This is a genomic window from Thermosulfurimonas dismutans, assembly GCF_001652585.1.
GTDB classification, from domain to species: Bacteria; Desulfobacterota; Thermodesulfobacteria; order Thermodesulfobacteriales; family Thermodesulfobacteriaceae; genus Thermosulfurimonas; species Thermosulfurimonas dismutans.
Genome location: NZ_LWLG01000001.1, coordinates 240634 through 255647, shown reverse-complemented (window position 1 = coordinate 255647; position 15014 = coordinate 240634). Strand labels below are relative to the sequence as shown.

Annotated in this window: 10 protein-coding genes and 3 tRNA genes; 6 read left to right on the top strand and 7 right to left on the bottom strand. The window is 53.9% G+C overall.

Annotated elements, in window-relative coordinates; all coding sequences use genetic code 11:
* Positions 1-19: 19 nt before the first annotated feature.
* The gene (locus tag TDIS_RS01425) at positions 20-658 is read right to left on the bottom strand and encodes a nucleoside monophosphate kinase (RefSeq protein ID WP_068668524.1); all 639 of its coding nucleotides are present in this window, start codon (positions 656-658) and stop codon (positions 20-22) included.
* Positions 655-1680, bottom strand: a complete 1026-nt coding sequence (ftsY, locus tag TDIS_RS01420) for a signal recognition particle-docking protein FtsY (protein ID WP_084270891.1) — start codon at positions 1678-1680, stop codon at positions 655-657. The genes TDIS_RS01425 and ftsY overlap by 4 nt, the downstream gene beginning before the upstream one ends.
* A gap of 62 nt (positions 1681-1742) precedes the next feature.
* Here ftsY and TDIS_RS01415 point away from each other — a divergent pair, with 62 nt between their 5' ends.
* On the top strand, positions 1743-2813 hold the full coding sequence (locus TDIS_RS01415; protein ID WP_068668522.1) for a branched-chain amino acid aminotransferase: 1071 nt from the start codon (positions 1743-1745) through the stop codon (positions 2811-2813).
* On the opposite strand, the gene TDIS_RS01410 is transcribed toward TDIS_RS01415, so the two are convergent.
* The gene (locus tag TDIS_RS01410; protein WP_068668520.1) at positions 2810-3274 is read right to left on the bottom strand and encodes a tetratricopeptide repeat protein; all 465 of its coding nucleotides are present in this window, start codon (positions 3272-3274) and stop codon (positions 2810-2812) included. The two genes, TDIS_RS01415 and TDIS_RS01410, sit on opposite strands and share 4 nt — an antisense overlap.
* Before the next feature lie 95 nt (positions 3275-3369).
* Here TDIS_RS01410 and TDIS_RS01405 point away from each other — a divergent pair.
* From TDIS_RS01405 to TDIS_RS01395, 3 genes are all read left to right on the top strand, one after another.
* Positions 3370-3458 (top strand) — tRNA-Ser (locus tag TDIS_RS01405).
* 47 nt (positions 3459-3505) lie between these two features.
* A tRNA-Ser gene (locus TDIS_RS01400) sits at positions 3506-3598 on the top strand.
* A gap of 18 nt (positions 3599-3616) precedes the next feature.
* A tRNA-Thr gene (locus TDIS_RS01395) sits at positions 3617-3689 on the top strand.
* A gap of 13 nt (positions 3690-3702) precedes the next feature.
* On the opposite strand, the gene TDIS_RS01390 is transcribed toward TDIS_RS01395, so the two are convergent.
* Complete coding sequence (locus TDIS_RS01390; RefSeq protein ID WP_068668518.1) at positions 3703-5268, bottom strand: methyl-accepting chemotaxis protein; 1566 nt, start codon at positions 5266-5268, stop codon at positions 3703-3705.
* Positions 5269-5347: 79 nt separating this feature from the next.
* Positions 5348-6874, bottom strand: a complete 1527-nt coding sequence (locus tag TDIS_RS01385; RefSeq protein WP_068668515.1) for a sensor domain-containing diguanylate cyclase — start codon at positions 6872-6874, stop codon at positions 5348-5350.
* Between the two features lie 65 nt (positions 6875-6939).
* Here TDIS_RS01385 and uvrA point away from each other — a divergent pair, with 65 nt between their 5' ends.
* Both uvrA and waaC read left to right on the top strand, forming a co-directional pair.
* On the top strand, positions 6940-12183 hold the full coding sequence (gene uvrA / locus TDIS_RS01380) for an excinuclease ABC subunit UvrA (protein ID WP_068668513.1): 5244 nt from the start codon (positions 6940-6942) through the stop codon (positions 12181-12183).
* Positions 12180-13202, top strand: a complete 1023-nt coding sequence (gene waaC, locus TDIS_RS01375; protein WP_068668510.1) for a lipopolysaccharide heptosyltransferase I — start codon at positions 12180-12182, stop codon at positions 13200-13202. The genes uvrA and waaC overlap by 4 nt, the downstream gene beginning before the upstream one ends.
* Here the strand turns inward: waaC and TDIS_RS01370 are convergent.
* Positions 13171-14205 carry a type 1 periplasmic-binding domain-containing protein gene (locus tag TDIS_RS01370; protein ID WP_068668508.1) on the bottom strand — a complete coding sequence of 345 codons (1035 nt, stop codon included), beginning with the start codon at positions 14203-14205 and terminating at the stop codon, positions 13171-13173. The genes waaC and TDIS_RS01370 overlap by 32 nt on opposite strands.
* A gap of 3 nt (positions 14206-14208) precedes the next feature.
* Positions 14209-15012, bottom strand: coding sequence for a tol-pal system protein YbgF (ybgF, locus tag TDIS_RS01365; protein WP_068668506.1), 804 nt, complete (start codon positions 15010-15012; stop codon positions 14209-14211).
* Positions 15013-15014 lie beyond the last annotated feature (2 nt).

Here is a 15014-nt window from a genome sequence, read left to right as displayed (position 1 = left end):
ACCCCCCCAGGAAGATTCTTTAGAAAGAAAAAATAATTTTAAATTCTTTTTCTGACAAGAACTCTAAGAGCTTCTGGTAAAGATTTTCGCCGGTATCCTCTTTTTCAACTGGAATGGTCAGCACCGGAATTTTTCTCTCGCGGTAATAATCTTTCAAGGGCAGGGTGCGCTTGTAATACCATTCTAATTTGCGGGCTACGAGTTCAGCCAGATCGTCCTCACGCTCTCGGCGGTCTCCAGCAGGATCCTTGGAGAGTCTAAATTGCAGAATCTTTTTATCGACTGCTAGTTCTACACATAGCTTGATTTCAACCAGCCTTTCCATGTCTCGGGCCTGGCCTTCGTGTCGGGGTAGACCATTAAGCACGATGAGATCCTCGGCCCTGACGCCTTTCTGTCTGAGATAGGCCTGGAAGATCTTTTCCGCCAGATAGAAGTGTTCGTTTTCTAGGAGCAGGCCTTCGGAAAGCACACGTTTGATAAAATCCACCTCCTCCGGGAGAATTTCTGGAGGTCCTTCCCCCCGGGCGACACGTCTTAACTCCGCCCCGAAATCAAAGTGGTGAGTCCGGTGACCGAAAAGACCTCGTGTCTGTAAGGTTTCTCCCAGAGGAGTTTTGCCAGAACCGGTAGGGCCGATGAGGTGTAGAGCCCTCATGGCAACAAGGCGTCCACGAAAGCCTTGGGTTCAAAAGGCGCAAGGTCTTCCATCTTTTCGCCAAGGCCCACAAAGCGAATGGGAAGTTTGAATAGATGGGCCACCGTGACGGCTATACCGCCTTTGGCTGTGCCGTCCATTTTGGTGATGATAAGAGAATGGAGTTTGACCGCTTCTCCAAAAAGTTTGGCCTGATTCACGGCGTTTTGACCGGTGGTGGCGTCAAGCACCAAGATATTTTCGTGCGGGGCTCCGGGAATCACCTTATCTGCCACTCGGACCATCTTTTTGAGCTCCTCCATGAGGTTGTATTTGGTATGCAGTCGGCCGGCAGTGTCTACCAGAACCACCTCTGTTCCCCGGGCCTTGGCGGCCTGAAGCCCTTGATACACCACCGCTCCAGGGTCGGCTCCGGGAGCCTGTTTAATAACCTCTATTCCAACCCGGTTGCCCCAGGTCTCGAGCTGTTCGATGGCCGCGGCCCGGAAGGTATCGGCCGCGATCGCCAGCACCGAAAATCCTCGATTCTTGAGATGCCAGGCTACTTTGGCCAGGGTGGTGGTCTTGCCTACTCCGTTTACCCCAATAAAAAAGATGACCGCCGGGCTGGCCTCAGGAGGGAAAGGAGGAGTTGGAACCGTAAGCATCTGGAGCATTTCCTCTCGCAGGCTCCTTCTGAGCTCACTAACCTTAAGAGGTTCGCCAGTAAGGATCTTTTTGCGTGAGGGCTCAAGCAACCGATTGACGGTCTCGATGCCTATATCGGCGGTGATGAGGATTTCTTCCAGTTCCTCGAGGAAGGCCTGATCCACCAGCCGATCGATCTCAAAGAGCTCTCCCAGGGAGTCTTTCAGCCGCTCCCGAGTCTTGGAAAGCCCGTCCTTGAACTTCTGCCAGAGATTCTTCTTGGTCTCCTGTTGGGGCTGAGAGATAACAGGTTCGGACAAGGGGGCTTTTTCCGGTGCCCTTTCCGGTTGGGTTCCCGGAGCCTCTTCTTTTTTGCGACGGAACCACTTGAGCATTTGCTCTCCTTGAGTTAAAGGTTGTGCATACTTTATTATCAATTTTTCGGTGAGGCAAGAAAATGGAGATCGAACTCAGGCTGGTTCCCGAGAATAAACGCCGTCCGGTTCCGGAACTCAAGAATCTTATCTTCGGGAGGCTTTTTACCGAGCACATGTTTGTCATGGAGTATGACTGCAACCGGGGATGGCATTCAGCCCGCATTGAACCTTACGGTGCCATTACGCTTGATCCCGCGGCCATTGTTCTTCACTACGCCCAGACCATTTTTGAGGGCTTGAAGGCCTATTTCGGGGTGGACGGGAAGATTCGTCTTTTCCGTCCATGGGAGAACATGCGGCGACTTAATCGTTCGGCCGAACGGTTGTGTATGCCAAAGATTGATGAAGACTTTGTGCTCGAGGCCATTAAAAAGCTGATTCTCATTGATCGGGCCTGGATCCCTAGGGAGAAGGGGGCGGCCCTTTACATTCGGCCCTTTATGTTCGGAACCGAACCTTCTTTAGGGGTGAAACCTAGCCATTCGTACCTTTTGATAGTGATCCTTTCGCCGGTTAGTGCTTATTATCAGGAGGGTTTCAATCCTGTGAAGATCTATGTCACCGATGAATTTGTGCGGGCCGCTCCTGGAGGCACGGGAGAGGTCAAGGCCGGAGGGAACTACGCTGCCAGCCTTAAGGCCGCAGAGGTGGCCAAAAGCAAGGGCTATACCCAGGTCCTCTGGCTTGACGCCGTGGAACGGCGCTATGTGGAAGAAGTGGGCACCATGAATATCTTCTTTTACTTCGAGGACGAACTGGTGACTCCGGCCCTTTCGGGAAGTATCCTTCCGGGAATTACAAGAGACTCGGTCATCAAACTTGCCCGTCACTGGGGTCTTCCGGTTTCGGAAAGGCGCGTAAGTATTGAAGAAGTAATAGAAGGGGCGGCGAGCGGACGCCTCAAGGAATGTTTCGGCACTGGTACCGCGGCCGTAATTTCTCCGGTGGGAGTCTTATGTTACCAAGGCCAAGAATACCTGATTAATCGGGGAGAGACCGGTCCCCTTGCCCGAAGGCTTTTTGACGAACTTACCGCTATCCAGTACGGCGAAAAAGAAGATCCCTTCGGCTGGACGGTAGTTTTGGGCTAAAAATCTATAATCTTTTTGGCCTTGGCCGTTTCCCTCTGTACGGCCACGGCCTTGTCTAGATCAAAATCCGCTAGCTCTTCCTCGCCCAAGTCCCGATAGACCTGGCTGCGGGCCATGAAGGCTGCGGCGTAGAGGGGATCGAGGTCAATGGCCTTATTAAAAAGTTCTAAAGCCTTTTCGAGGTTCTTTTCTTTTTCTCCGAGTTGGCTGCGGCGGTAAAATATTTGTCCCAAACGGAAATAAAGCCGGGCGTTTTTGGGCTCAAGCTCCAAGGCTTTTTGAAGATCGGTTTCGGCCTCGTCCAGCCGTTCGAGACGCAGATAGATCGCCGCTCGGGCCTGGTAAGCTTTCGTCATTCTAGGGTCGGCCTCAATGGCTTTCGAAAGGTATTCTAAAGCCTTTTCGAACTCTTGTTTTACGAGGAGGAAGGCACCTTCCTCGAAAAGTTCCTCCGGGCTCATAGCGGCCTCCCCGAAATTTTGGTATGCATTTTACAGGGAAAGGCAGGATATACAAGCTTGAGTTTAAGAGGAAATAGGCTATTTTTAGAATTTGAGGAGGGGTGCCCGAGTGGTCGAAGGGGGCGGCCTTGAAAGCCGCTGAGGGCCCTAGCGCCCTCCGGGGGTTCGAATCCCTCCCCCTCCGCTGAGGGTTGCTAGCTGGAAAAAGTCTGGCTAAACTGAGAAAAGTTCGGAGGGGTGGCCGAGTGGTCGAAGGCGCTCGCCTGCTAAGCGAGTGTGCCCCCAAAAGGGGCACCGTGGGTTCGAATCCCACCCCCTCCGCCACTCTTCGATGATCCCCCTGCCGGCGTAGCTCAACTGGCAGAGCATGGGATTTGTAATCCCAGGGTTGAGGGTTCAAGTCCCTCCGCCGGCTCTTTGGCTGGGCCTTAAACCTTGAATTGGGCCACTAAAGAGGCCAGTTCTTGGGCCAGATTTGAAAGTCCCTGAGCGTGTTCCAGGTTCTTGCGGGCGGTCTCTACCGCTCGAACGGCCACTTTGTAAGCTTCCTGGGCTTCGGTAGAAAGGGTTTCGGCGTCCATTCTGGTGGTTTCAAGCTTTTCAGCAATTTCGCTAATGACCGCTGTCTGTTCTTCTACCGCAGCCGCAATAGTGGAGGCGATCTGATTAATCTCTTCAATGATACCTACGATTTCATCGGTGACCTGAATGGCCTGTGAGGATTCGTCCTGCATAGCCCGGATCTTTTGCGTGATTTCACCAGTGGCTTCCGCGGTCTGGCGGGCCAGCTCCTTGACTTCGTTAGCCACCACCGCAAAGCCCTTGCCGGCCTCTCCGGCCCGGGCGGCCTCAATGGTGGCGTTTAAAGCCAAAAATTTGGTCTGTTCGGCCACGCTGTTTATGAGCTGGATTACGGATTCTATCTCTCGAGACACTTCCCCTACACGATGAATAACTTGCTGGGCCAAACGTGCCTTTTCCACGGCCTCGTTGGTTACCTGGCTAGCCTTGGTGGTATTTTGACTGATTTCCTGAATAGCGGACGAGATTTCATTTACGGCCTGGGCCTCCACTTCAGCGTTGGCCAGAATGTTTTCGGCTCCACGTTGCATACTTTCCGCCCGGTTTTTGGTATGTTCATTCTCCTGAATAGTTTCTTCGGAGAAGGCTTTCATATCCCGAGCATCGTTGTCAAGATCGGAAGAAATGGAACGGATTTTCCGGATGATAGGCCTTAATTCCTCAATGGTTTGGTTTATCTTTGTCAACATCTGGGCAATCTCGTCCTGTCCTTTAACTGTCAACTGGTGGGTAAAGTCACCCCGGGCCATAAGACTTAGGGCTTCATCTAAAGCCGAAAAGCCACGCCGCAGTTTCCTATGCAGGTAAAGCCCCAGACCTATCAAGGATAAGATGGAAAGGAAGGCTGTGCATATTTGTAAAAGAGATACCAATCGCAGTTTTTCATCAGCGGCCCTCTGGTAGGAAAGGAGGTCTTTTTTGGTGCTTTCCAATCCCTGGTCAAGGATCTTATAGATCTTCTTGGTGAGGGGGCTAAGTTTTTCGTTATAAATTTCCAGAAGCTCATCCCGAAGGTCGTCTTCATCCTCCCACTCGTCTGAACTCGCCAGCATCTGAAGGATCTCGGAGGAAAGAGCCTGCATATTCCGATATTTTTGGTTTATTTCGGCGGCAAAGGCCTTTTCCTCAGGGGTATGAGGCGAAAGTTCTTTGAGGTGTTCCTTCAAGGCCTTAGTAGAAAAGCGAAATTCGGCCAGATTGAACATGCCGGATAGGATATTTACCTTCCAGCGGGTAAACTGGTATTTGAGCTCCTGAATGCGGAGAAGTTCCTCAATATGTACATCTACCATTTTATTAGTCTTACGGTATTCCCATTTAGCCCAGAATAGGGCGGCTAGACCTGTGAGATTCAGGATTACGATAAAACTGAAGATCAAGCCTATACGGGCTATTAAGCCAAAACGCCTCATAAAAAACCTCCTGAGGCAGGATTTCTGTGTTCCCTAATCATAGGGAAACAAAAATTAAAAGTCAATTAAAAATTAAAATTTACTCGGTGATATTTACGGCCGTAAGGCGATTTCGACCGTGCGTCTTAGAGTAATAAAGGGCCTTATCTGCAGTCTCAATAAGATCCCGAGGGGTTTTGGAGCTTTCAGCCGGAAAAATGGAAGCGGCCCCAAGACTGATAGTGATGTGGAGAGACATACCATTCATTTGGAAGGAATGCTTTTCTACTCGTGAGCGTAGCCTTTCTCCTAGTGCACTTGCGCCTTGGATTTCGGTTTCCGGTAGAATAAGGGCAAATTCTTCCCCTCCGTAACGGGCCGCGATGTCTGTTTTTCGCGAACTTTCTTTTATGATCCGAGCCAGTTCCTTTAAAACGAAGTCCCCGAAAAGATGACCATAGGTATCATTGACTTTTTTAAAATAGTCAATATCCAGCATGATCAGAGAGAGACTGTGGCGGTAGCGTCGGGTCCGTTCAAATTCTTCCTGGAGGCGTTCCTGAAAATAACGGTGATTGTATAGCCCAGTTAAACCGTCAATAATACTCAATTTGCGGAGCTTTTCGTTAACCATTTTTAACTTGCGGGCAAGTTCTTCCGCACGCCTTTTCTCCTCTTTTAACTGCCTAAGGAGGAGGACATAGGAAATACTGAGTCTCTCGAGCTCGGTTTTGGACTGCTCCAAAATCTCCGAGTAAGAGGGGAGCTTTTCTTGTGGAAGATCGAAGAAGGCAAAGATATCCCGACATTCAAGTGCAACCCGGTCTATGAGTTCTAGAATTTCTCTCTCAGAGATTTTTAGGAATTCCGGTAATTCTTTTAGAATTTTTTGGTATTTGAGGGTAGATGTATAACTGAAATAGATGCCTCCAATAAGATCAGCATAATAGAGGATTCGGGCGTGAGTTCTGTATTTCTCCGGGGCTTTTTCCCAGTCATGATGATAATGGACATCCTGAACGATATGTGCGGGGAGGTGCCATTGTTTTAAAAGGTAGGCTCCCAAGATTTCATGTGAAAAGCCGTAAAAGTTCTTTTCAATCTCACGAAGGGACTTGCCGGAGATTTCTTTTTCGTCAAATACTTCTAGATATTCGTCACCCAAAAGGAGATAAAAGACGATTATTCCGATATCCATAAGGAGAGCACTGGTAAAAAGATGGTCTTCGTTTTTATCTTCGAGTTTGAGGCCCAGAAGCCTTGCCGCTACGGCTTGTGTTACCGCCCGTTTCCAGAAACGCTCAAAATCAAAGGTTAGTTCTCGAAACCCTTTGGGCTTAAAATTTCGGGCAACGATGAAAGAGAGTGCAACATTTTTGATGAGTTCGGTTCCTAGTAAAGAGATGGCGGTTTCTATAGAAGTAATCTCTTTTTGGTCTGTTCGATAGAGTGGAGAGTTGGCCAGGGCTAACACTCGAGCCGCCAGGGCCGGGTCAAGACGAATCACTTCCGCCAGTTTGGTATAATCTTCTTTTTTTACTAGTTCAAGTAGCCTTACGGCCAGGGTGGGTGGGGACGGAAGAGTAACCTTCCGGTTTCCTAAAAATTCCTCTATCTTTTTAAACATCTGGTTATTTCCTTCGATAGACCTTGCAAGTCTACTATGAATTTTTCGGAGTGAAAAGGCGAAATATGCGAGAAATTATCCTTAAAGGCTGTCATGAGCACAATCTTAAAGGTCTGGATCTGAAACTGCCCCTTTACCACGTTATCTGTGTGACCGGGGTTTCGGGTTCTGGAAAGTCTTCTTTGGTCTTCGATACCCTCTTTGCGGAAGGTGAAAGGAGATATCTCGAGACCTTCTCTTCCTATGTACGTCAGTACTTTGAAAGGCTTCCCAGGCCAAAAGTGGAGGCTATCGAGAACATTCCTCCGGCCATCGCCATCTCCCAGGTCAACCCCGTAAAGAGCTCCCGTTCCACGGTGGGGACCCTCTCGGAGATTACGCACTTTGCCAAGATGCTTTATTTCCGTGCCGCTGAGGCCCGATGTGCCGGGTGCGGAAGGTCAGTTTCGGCTTCGGATCCCCTTTCGGCGGCCAGGAAACTCCTCCTGCTCGCCGAAGGGAAACCGGCCATTGTGACCGCACCGGTTAAGGCCCGAGAAGACCCAGCGCTTTTGCGCGAGGGCCTTCTTCAGGCCGGTTTTTATCGGGCCTATCTCTCGGGTCGGATCTGCGAGCTTGAGGAGGTTTCTTCTCTTCCCCCGGAGATAGAAGTGGTCCTCGACCGAGTAAAGCTCGAGTCTGCGGTCTTAGATCGCCTAGTGGAGGCCCTTGAACGCGGATTTGAGATGGCCGGAGAGGTGAGGGTGCATCTCCCTTACGGGGAAGAATATCGCTTTTCGCCCTGGGCCCGCTGTCCCTACTGCGGGCTTTCGGTGCCCCGCAAGGTTCCCAATCTCTTTTCCTTCAACAGTCCCCTTGGGGCCTGCCCGGAGTGTAGAGGATTTGGCCGGGTACTCGACATAGACTGGGATCTGGTCATCCCCGATCCTAAAAAGTCCCTTAAGGATGGGGCCATTACCGTGCTCGAGATGCCCTTCGCCTGGGAGGTAAAGGAGGACCTCTGGGAATACTGCCGGCGAGCCGGTATCCCACTCGAGAGGCCCTGGGAGGACCTTCCAGAAGAGGTGCGCCGGAAAATCCTTTTCGGGGACGGGACCTGGTACGGGGTAAAGGACCTTTTTGACTGGCTCGAAACCAAACGCTACAAGGCCCACGTGCGTATACTCCTTTCTCGGTTCCGGGCCTACCGACAGTGCCCAGCCTGTGGGGGCACCCGTTTCCGGTCGGAGGCCCTGCAGTTTTTCCTCAATGGACTCAATCTGGGGGAGTTTTACGCCCTTCCGGTCTCGGAGGCCCGGAGATTTATTGAGGACCTTCTTAGAGGCGACCTTCCACGCGCCGAGAACCTTTTGGCTCGAGAAATATATCGGCGTCTTGCCTATCTGGACGAGGTAGGGCTCTCCTACCTCACCCTCGACCGCCAGAGCCGTACGCTTTCTGGCGGTGAGGTAGCCAGGGTGCTACTCACCCGGGCCCTTTCCTCCGAGCTCACCGAGACTCTCTATCTCCTCGACGAACCCACCACCGGACTTCATCCCCGAGATACGGAACGGGTAATCCGATTTCTGAAAAGGCTTTCCGCTTATGGAAACACGGCCGTGGTGGTAGAACACGACCCGGAGGTCATCCTCTCCGCGGACCTGGTGGTGGACCTCGGGCCAGGGGCCGGAGAGGCCGGGGGAAACCTCCTTTATGTGGGAAAACCCGATAATCTTCTCGAAAAGGATACCCCCACTGCGGAGGCCCTGCGGGCCCTTCGTCGCCCCCGCAAGAAAGAATTATCCCGGCCTTATAAGGCGCGGCTTGAGAAATTTCTGGTCCTACGGGGAGTCTCGGAAAACAATCTTAAGAACATTAGGGTGCGAATCCCGAAGGAGGCCCTCACGGTGGTCTGTGGGGTCTCGGGGTCCGGAAAGTCCACCCTGGTGGAACTCTGCCTCTACCGGGGGTTAAAGCGGGCCCGGGGAGAGGCTACCGAACCCCCTGGCCGTTTCAAGGCCCTTGAAGGGCACGAGGATATCTCGGAGGTGATCCTGCTAGACCAGAGTCCGCTTTCACGGACCCCGCGGGGCAACCTGGCCACCTATCTCGGGGCCTACAACCTTATCCGGCGCCTGCTCGCTGCCTCGCCCGAAGCCAAAGAGCGGGGACTTACGCCCGCACATTTCTCTTTCAACTCCCCCGAAGGCCGATGTCCGGAGTGTGAGGGCCTAGGCTTTCAAGTGGTGGAGATGCAGTTTCTCTCGGACCTGACCTTTCCCTGTGAGGCCTGCGGAGGAAAACGATTCCAGCCGGAGGTGCTTTCCGTTCGCTGGCGAGGGAAGAACGTGGCCGAGATCCTTGAGATGACGGTTGAGGAAGCCCTGGCCTTCTTCTCCGGCCATCGGGAGCTAGTGCGCCGGCTCTTGCCGGCGAAAGAGGTGGGGCTCTCCTACCTTAGGCTGGGCCAGCCTCTTTCCACTCTCTCGGGCGGTGAGGCCCAGAGGTTAAAGATGGCAAGGGCTTTCGGGCTTCCCGATAGCCAGAAGGCCCTTCTGATCCTGGACGAACCCACGGTGGGGCTTCACCTCAAGGACATAGAAAAGCTTCTTGTGGCGTTGAGGCGCCTGGTCGAGAAGGGCCACACCGTCGTCGCGGTGGAGCATCACCCGGAGGTCATCCTTTCGGCCGATTGGGTCATCGAACTAGGCCCTGAAGGGGGCGTGGCCGGAGGGCACCTACTCTACGAGGGGCCTCTTTCCGGGCTTCTTGAACGAGATACCCCCACCGGAGAGTGGCTTAAGAGGTATCTTTCCGGAGACCTGCGGGTGGAGGCTTCTCATTTCCCCGACTTAAAGCCTCGCGAGAAATTAATAAGTGTGCGGGGTGCCAGGCATCACAACCTTAAAAATTTGGCTCTCGACCTCCCCCGTGAGAAACTGATCGTGGTTACCGGGGTCTCGGGCTCGGGCAAGTCCACCCTAGCCTTTGATCTGCTTTTTGCCGAAGGCCAGCGGCGGTATCTGGAGAGTCTTCCGGCCTATCTCCGCCAATTCGTGAAACTCTACGAGGAACCGGAGGTAGACCTCATCTCAGGTATCCCCCCCACGGTGGCTCTCGAACAAAGATCAAGCCGACCTGGTCCACGTTCCACAGTAGGGACCATTACCGACATTTTGCCTTATCTGCGTCTGCTTTTCTCCCGGCTCGGACAGGCCCACTGTCCCCGCTGTGAACGGCCCCTTACCAGGCTTTCCCGGGAGGCGATACTCCAGCGGATCCTCGCGGAACTTTCCGGCAGACGGGTGAAAGTGCTTTCGCCGCGGGTGAGACGCCGGAAGGGGTTCCACCGGCCGGTTTTTGAGCGAGCGCTTTCGGCCGGCTACCGTGAGGTCCGTGTAGACGGAAGGTTCATCACCATGCCGCCGTTCCCGGAACTTTCCCGTTTCCGGGAACACACCATTGAAGTGGTGGTTGGGGAAACGGAGGTGAGCCGTTCCGCGGAAAGAGAGCTCCGGAAGCTCCTCTTTCTGGCCCTTGAGGCCGGCCGGGGCGAGGCCGTGATCTGGCACGAAGAGGGCGAGCTTTTCGTGAGCGAGAGACTTTCCTGTGGGGAGTGCGGAGTGAGTCTCCCAGAGCCCGATCCCCTGCTCTTTTCCTTCAACACCCGGGCCGGGGCCTGCCCAGAGTGCAATGGGCTGGGGGAGACCGATGGTGAGGTCTGTTCGGCCTGCAACGGCACCAGGCTCAGGCCCGAAGCCCTGGCCTTCCGTATCGGAGGCCGGAACATCGCCGAGCTTTCGGACCTCCCGGTCTCGGAGCTCATAGACTTTTTACGCCGTCTAAAATTTTCCGGCCGTGAAGCCGAGATCGCCAAGCCCATCCTCCGCGAGGTTCTTGCACGTCTTAAGTTCTTGGTGGAGGTGGGTTTGCCCTATCTTTCACTTTCGAGACCCGGGGAGAGCCTTTCCGGAGGCGAAGCCCAACGGGTTAGGCTTTCGGCAGAGCTGGGTTCGAACCTTACCGGCGTGGCCTATATCCTGGACGAACCTACGGTCGGGCTACATCCCCGGGATACGGAAAAACTCCTTGCGGCCCTGAGGCGTCTGCGCGACCGGGGTAACACCGTCATCGTGGTGGAACACGACGAGGAGACCATCCTGGCTGCGGATCTGGTGGTGGACCTTGGGCCCGGAGGCGGTCGCCGGGGCGGAGAGGTAGTTTATTTCGGCTCTCCAGAAGGACTATCCGAAACCAAGAATTCCGTTACGGCCAAGGTGCTTGCCGACCGTAGCCGCTATCGCCTTTCAGGAAAAGGACGAAAACCGGAAAGTTTTCTTACCGTGCACGGGGCCTCCCTTTACAATCTCAAGGAGGTAACCGTTAGGTTTCCTCTCCGGGCCCTCACGGTGGTCACTGGAGTCTCGGGTTCGGGCAAGTCCACCCTGATCACGGAGGTGCTTTACCGGAGCCTGCAAAACCTCCTTTCCGGGAAGGGTGGTCCGGTGGGGGCGAGGAGGCTTGAGGGTTACGAAGAATTGAGAAGGGTTCTTCAGGTTGACCACTCGCCCATCGGACGTACGCCCCGATCCACGCCAGCCACCTATGTGGGCTTTATGACCGAAATCCGGAGGCTCTTTGCCGGTACACGTGAGGCCCGGGCTCGGGGCTATACCGAGAGCCGGTTTTCCTTTAATGTGGAGGTAGGTCGGTGCCCGGCCTGTAAGGGGCAGGGCATCATCCGGGTGGAAATGAAATTCCTGCCGGAGGTCTATCAGGTCTGTGAGGTCTGCGGAGGGGCCCGGTTTAACGAAGAGACTCTAAACATCCGGTATAAGGGTAAGAACATCGCAGAGGTCCTGGCGATGACCTTTGAGGAAGCCCGGGACTTTTTTTCCGCGGTGCCACAGGTGAGAAGGCCCCTTGAAATTCTTTGTGACTTGGGGCTGGATTACCTCACGTTGGGGCAACCCAGCCCTACGCTTTCGGGCGGCGAGGCCCAGCGTGTGAAACTGGCCACGGAGTTCGTGAAGGGCGGCCGCGGCGGGACCTTATTCGTGCTGGACGAACCCTCGTCCGGACTCCATATTGCGGATGTGCAGAAGTTGATGCGGCTCCTCCACGGCCTGGTGGATCAGGGAAACACCGTGGTGGTGATCGAACACAATCTTGAAGTCATCAAGGAGGCCGACTGGATCGTGGACCTTGGCCCGGAGGGTGGCGAGGCTGGTGGCCAGGTTCTCTACGAGGGGCCTCCGGAAGGCCTCATTGCGCTTGAGACCCCCACTGCGGAGGCCTTGCGAAGGTACTTGGCTCAGGGAGACGAATGAGAAACATTCTGATCGTAAAACTTTCAGCCTTGGGAGATGTCGTCCAGACGTTGCCCGTGCTTTCGGCCTTAAAGCGGGCCTATCCTGGACTTGAGATCGACTGGGTGGTGGAAGAACAAAACGCCGAGATCCTTATGGGCCACCCTCTTATACGCCGGCTCCTCATCTTTCCCCGCCGGCGTATTCTGCGGTTGCTCAAGAGTGCCTCGGGATTCCGGAAGGGGATGTCCCTTTTTCGGCGTTTTATGGCCGAGCTCCGGGCGGAGACCTACGAGGTAATCTTGGATCTCCAGGGCCTCTTAAAGAGCGCCCTGGTGGTGGCCCTGGCAAAAAGCGCGCGGAAGGTCGGTTTTGCCAACCACCGTGAGGGGAGTACCTTGCCCCTTACCGAAAAGTTGCCCCCCTACGATCCGGATCTTCACGCCGTAAGGCGCTATCTTTCGGCGGCCGCCTATCTGGGGGGGATCGCCGAACCGGTAGAATTCCCTCTAGCACCCTATCCATCTGCCAATATTCTGGCTGAAAAACTAGGTTTTCCACCTCCCCCCTGGTTAGTCTTTATCCCGGCCACCCGCTGGCCCACCAAGCTCTGGACGGAGGCGGGCTGGCGAGAGCTAGCCCGAAGGGCTTCTAGTCTAGGTTATCCCCTGCTCTGGGTGGGCGGCCCAGGGGATCGGGAGTATTTGGATCGACTTGCGGTGAAGGGGCTGAACCTTGCTGGGAGGCTCAGTTTAAAAGAACTGGCCGGGGTCCTTTCAGGGGCGGTGGCGGTGGTCTCAGTGGACACCGGGCCCATGCACCTGGCTGCGGCCCTCGGGCGACCGGTGGTCGCGCTTTTCGGACCTACGGCCCCATGGCGTACGGGCCCCTTTGGGGGCGGGCACCGAGTCCTGCGGAAGGACCTTTCCTGTAGCCCCTGTTTTAGGAAAAGGTGCCCGGAACCGAGGTGTCTTATTGAACTCGAGCCGGAAGAGGTCTTGCTAGCTCTCAAAGAGATCTTGGAGCACAGTAAGGCCTAAAACCTCCTAGATCGTAAATAAAGAGGCCTACGCTTTGGGGCAGAAGGCCGTAGTGGTCGTCCGAGGAAAGATAATAAGTGCCTCCTGGAAGCTCTACCTTCCCCAGCTCCTCAAAGGCCTTTTCGGTGGGATAGGCCCCGATGGCTATCAGATGCTTTATCAGAAACAAAGCATCTACCAAAGCGGAAATTTTTAAAGACAAAGATTGAATCTCTAAGGCTCTTCTTTGAGATGAAAGATAAAGGGCCGTGGCCGGGAAAGGATAACCATGAAGTTCGGGGTGTGACCTTAGGAATTCTTCGTCTGCGATCTCTGGGCCAAAGATCACCGGTATTTTTAGGCCGTATCGATCCATTTCGCGCACCACTTTGAGGGCGGATTCTCGTCCACACCAGACCACCACGGCCTCCATCGGCAGAAGTTCTTCGAGCCTGTTGAAGAGCGTAGTATCCCGAGGCCCGAACCACACCGTTTTCGATATTCGCAGGCGATACTCCCAGGCATAAACCTTGAGCCATTTCACCCCGGTGTGGCCGTATTGGTCAAGGGAGAGAAGTAGGCCAATCCGCTGGAATCCTCTCTTCGCTAGACAGCGCAGGATGCCCTTGGCAGCTAAGCGTGGCGAGAGGCCTGTGCGAAAGACTCCTCTAAAGGGTTCGTCCGGCATCCTCAAGGGATCTAGGTCGCCTGTGAGTAAAATGATGGGGATACCATAGGCCCTGGCGGCTTCCATGGCCTTTTCGTTGTCCCCAGGATGGAAAGGGCCGATGAGCACCGCCACGCCCTCGCTTTTGGCCTGGCGTATGGCCTTAAAAGGACGCCTTGAATCGTAGGTCGAGAAATAGTAACTCAGGCCCTCCAGCCGAAAGCGAGAAGTGAGTTCTTCGGTGAGGCGAAGGAATTTTTCTTTTTCAGGCGAGGTGTCCTTTAACAGGAGCCCTACTTTTAAGGCCCAACTGTGAAGAGGAAGAAATAGACACAGGCAAAAGATTAGGATTCGCACCGGTTATTTCAATCGCTTAAGATATTTCCGGGCCGTAGTGGCTTGCTCGCTTTTGGGATAATCTTTGACGATCTTTTTGAAAAGAATCCGAGCCGCTTCGGTGTCTCCCAGCCTAAGAAAGGAAAGCCCCTGTTTGAGAAGGGCTGCCGGTACCTTGTAACTCTGCGGGAATCGGTCGATCACCTTCTGGTACTCTAGGATGGCTTCTTCATAACGGCGCTCGGCGTAGTAGGTTTCCCCGATCCAGAAATAGGCATTGGCTGCGTACCGTCCTTTGGGATATTTTTCTAGATATTGCCGGAAAGCCTTCCGGGCCGCTTCGAACTTTCTTTGTTTAAAAGCCAGGAGACCAGATTGATAGAGGTCCTTCTCTGAAACCTTGGAAGGGGGCTCCTTTTGGGTTGTGAGTTTCTTAGGCTTCGAAAGCGTGGCCAGACGTTTCAAGACCTCGGTTTGAAACTCGGAAAAGGCTTCACGGTCCTGTTTCTGCTGGTAGGAAAGTTCTTCGTAGAGACCGTTCAGACGTGCGATTTCGGCTCGGATCTTGGTCATCTCCGAAAGGAGCTCTGCTCGTCTCTCGGTAAGGACTCCGGTCTGTTTCTCAAGGGCAGCCAGCCTTTTTTCTAAGGCCAAAAGCCGGGTCTTTTCTTTGGCAAGGGTTTTCTCCAGGGCGTTGAGCCTTTTCTCTTGGGCCGAAATCTGGGTTTCCAAAGTAGAAATTTGAAGTCTTAGACCCTGTATTTCTTCCTGAGACGTGACGCAACCGGTAACGAGAAGGGTCATAAACAAGAGTATTAGGCCTCGCATAG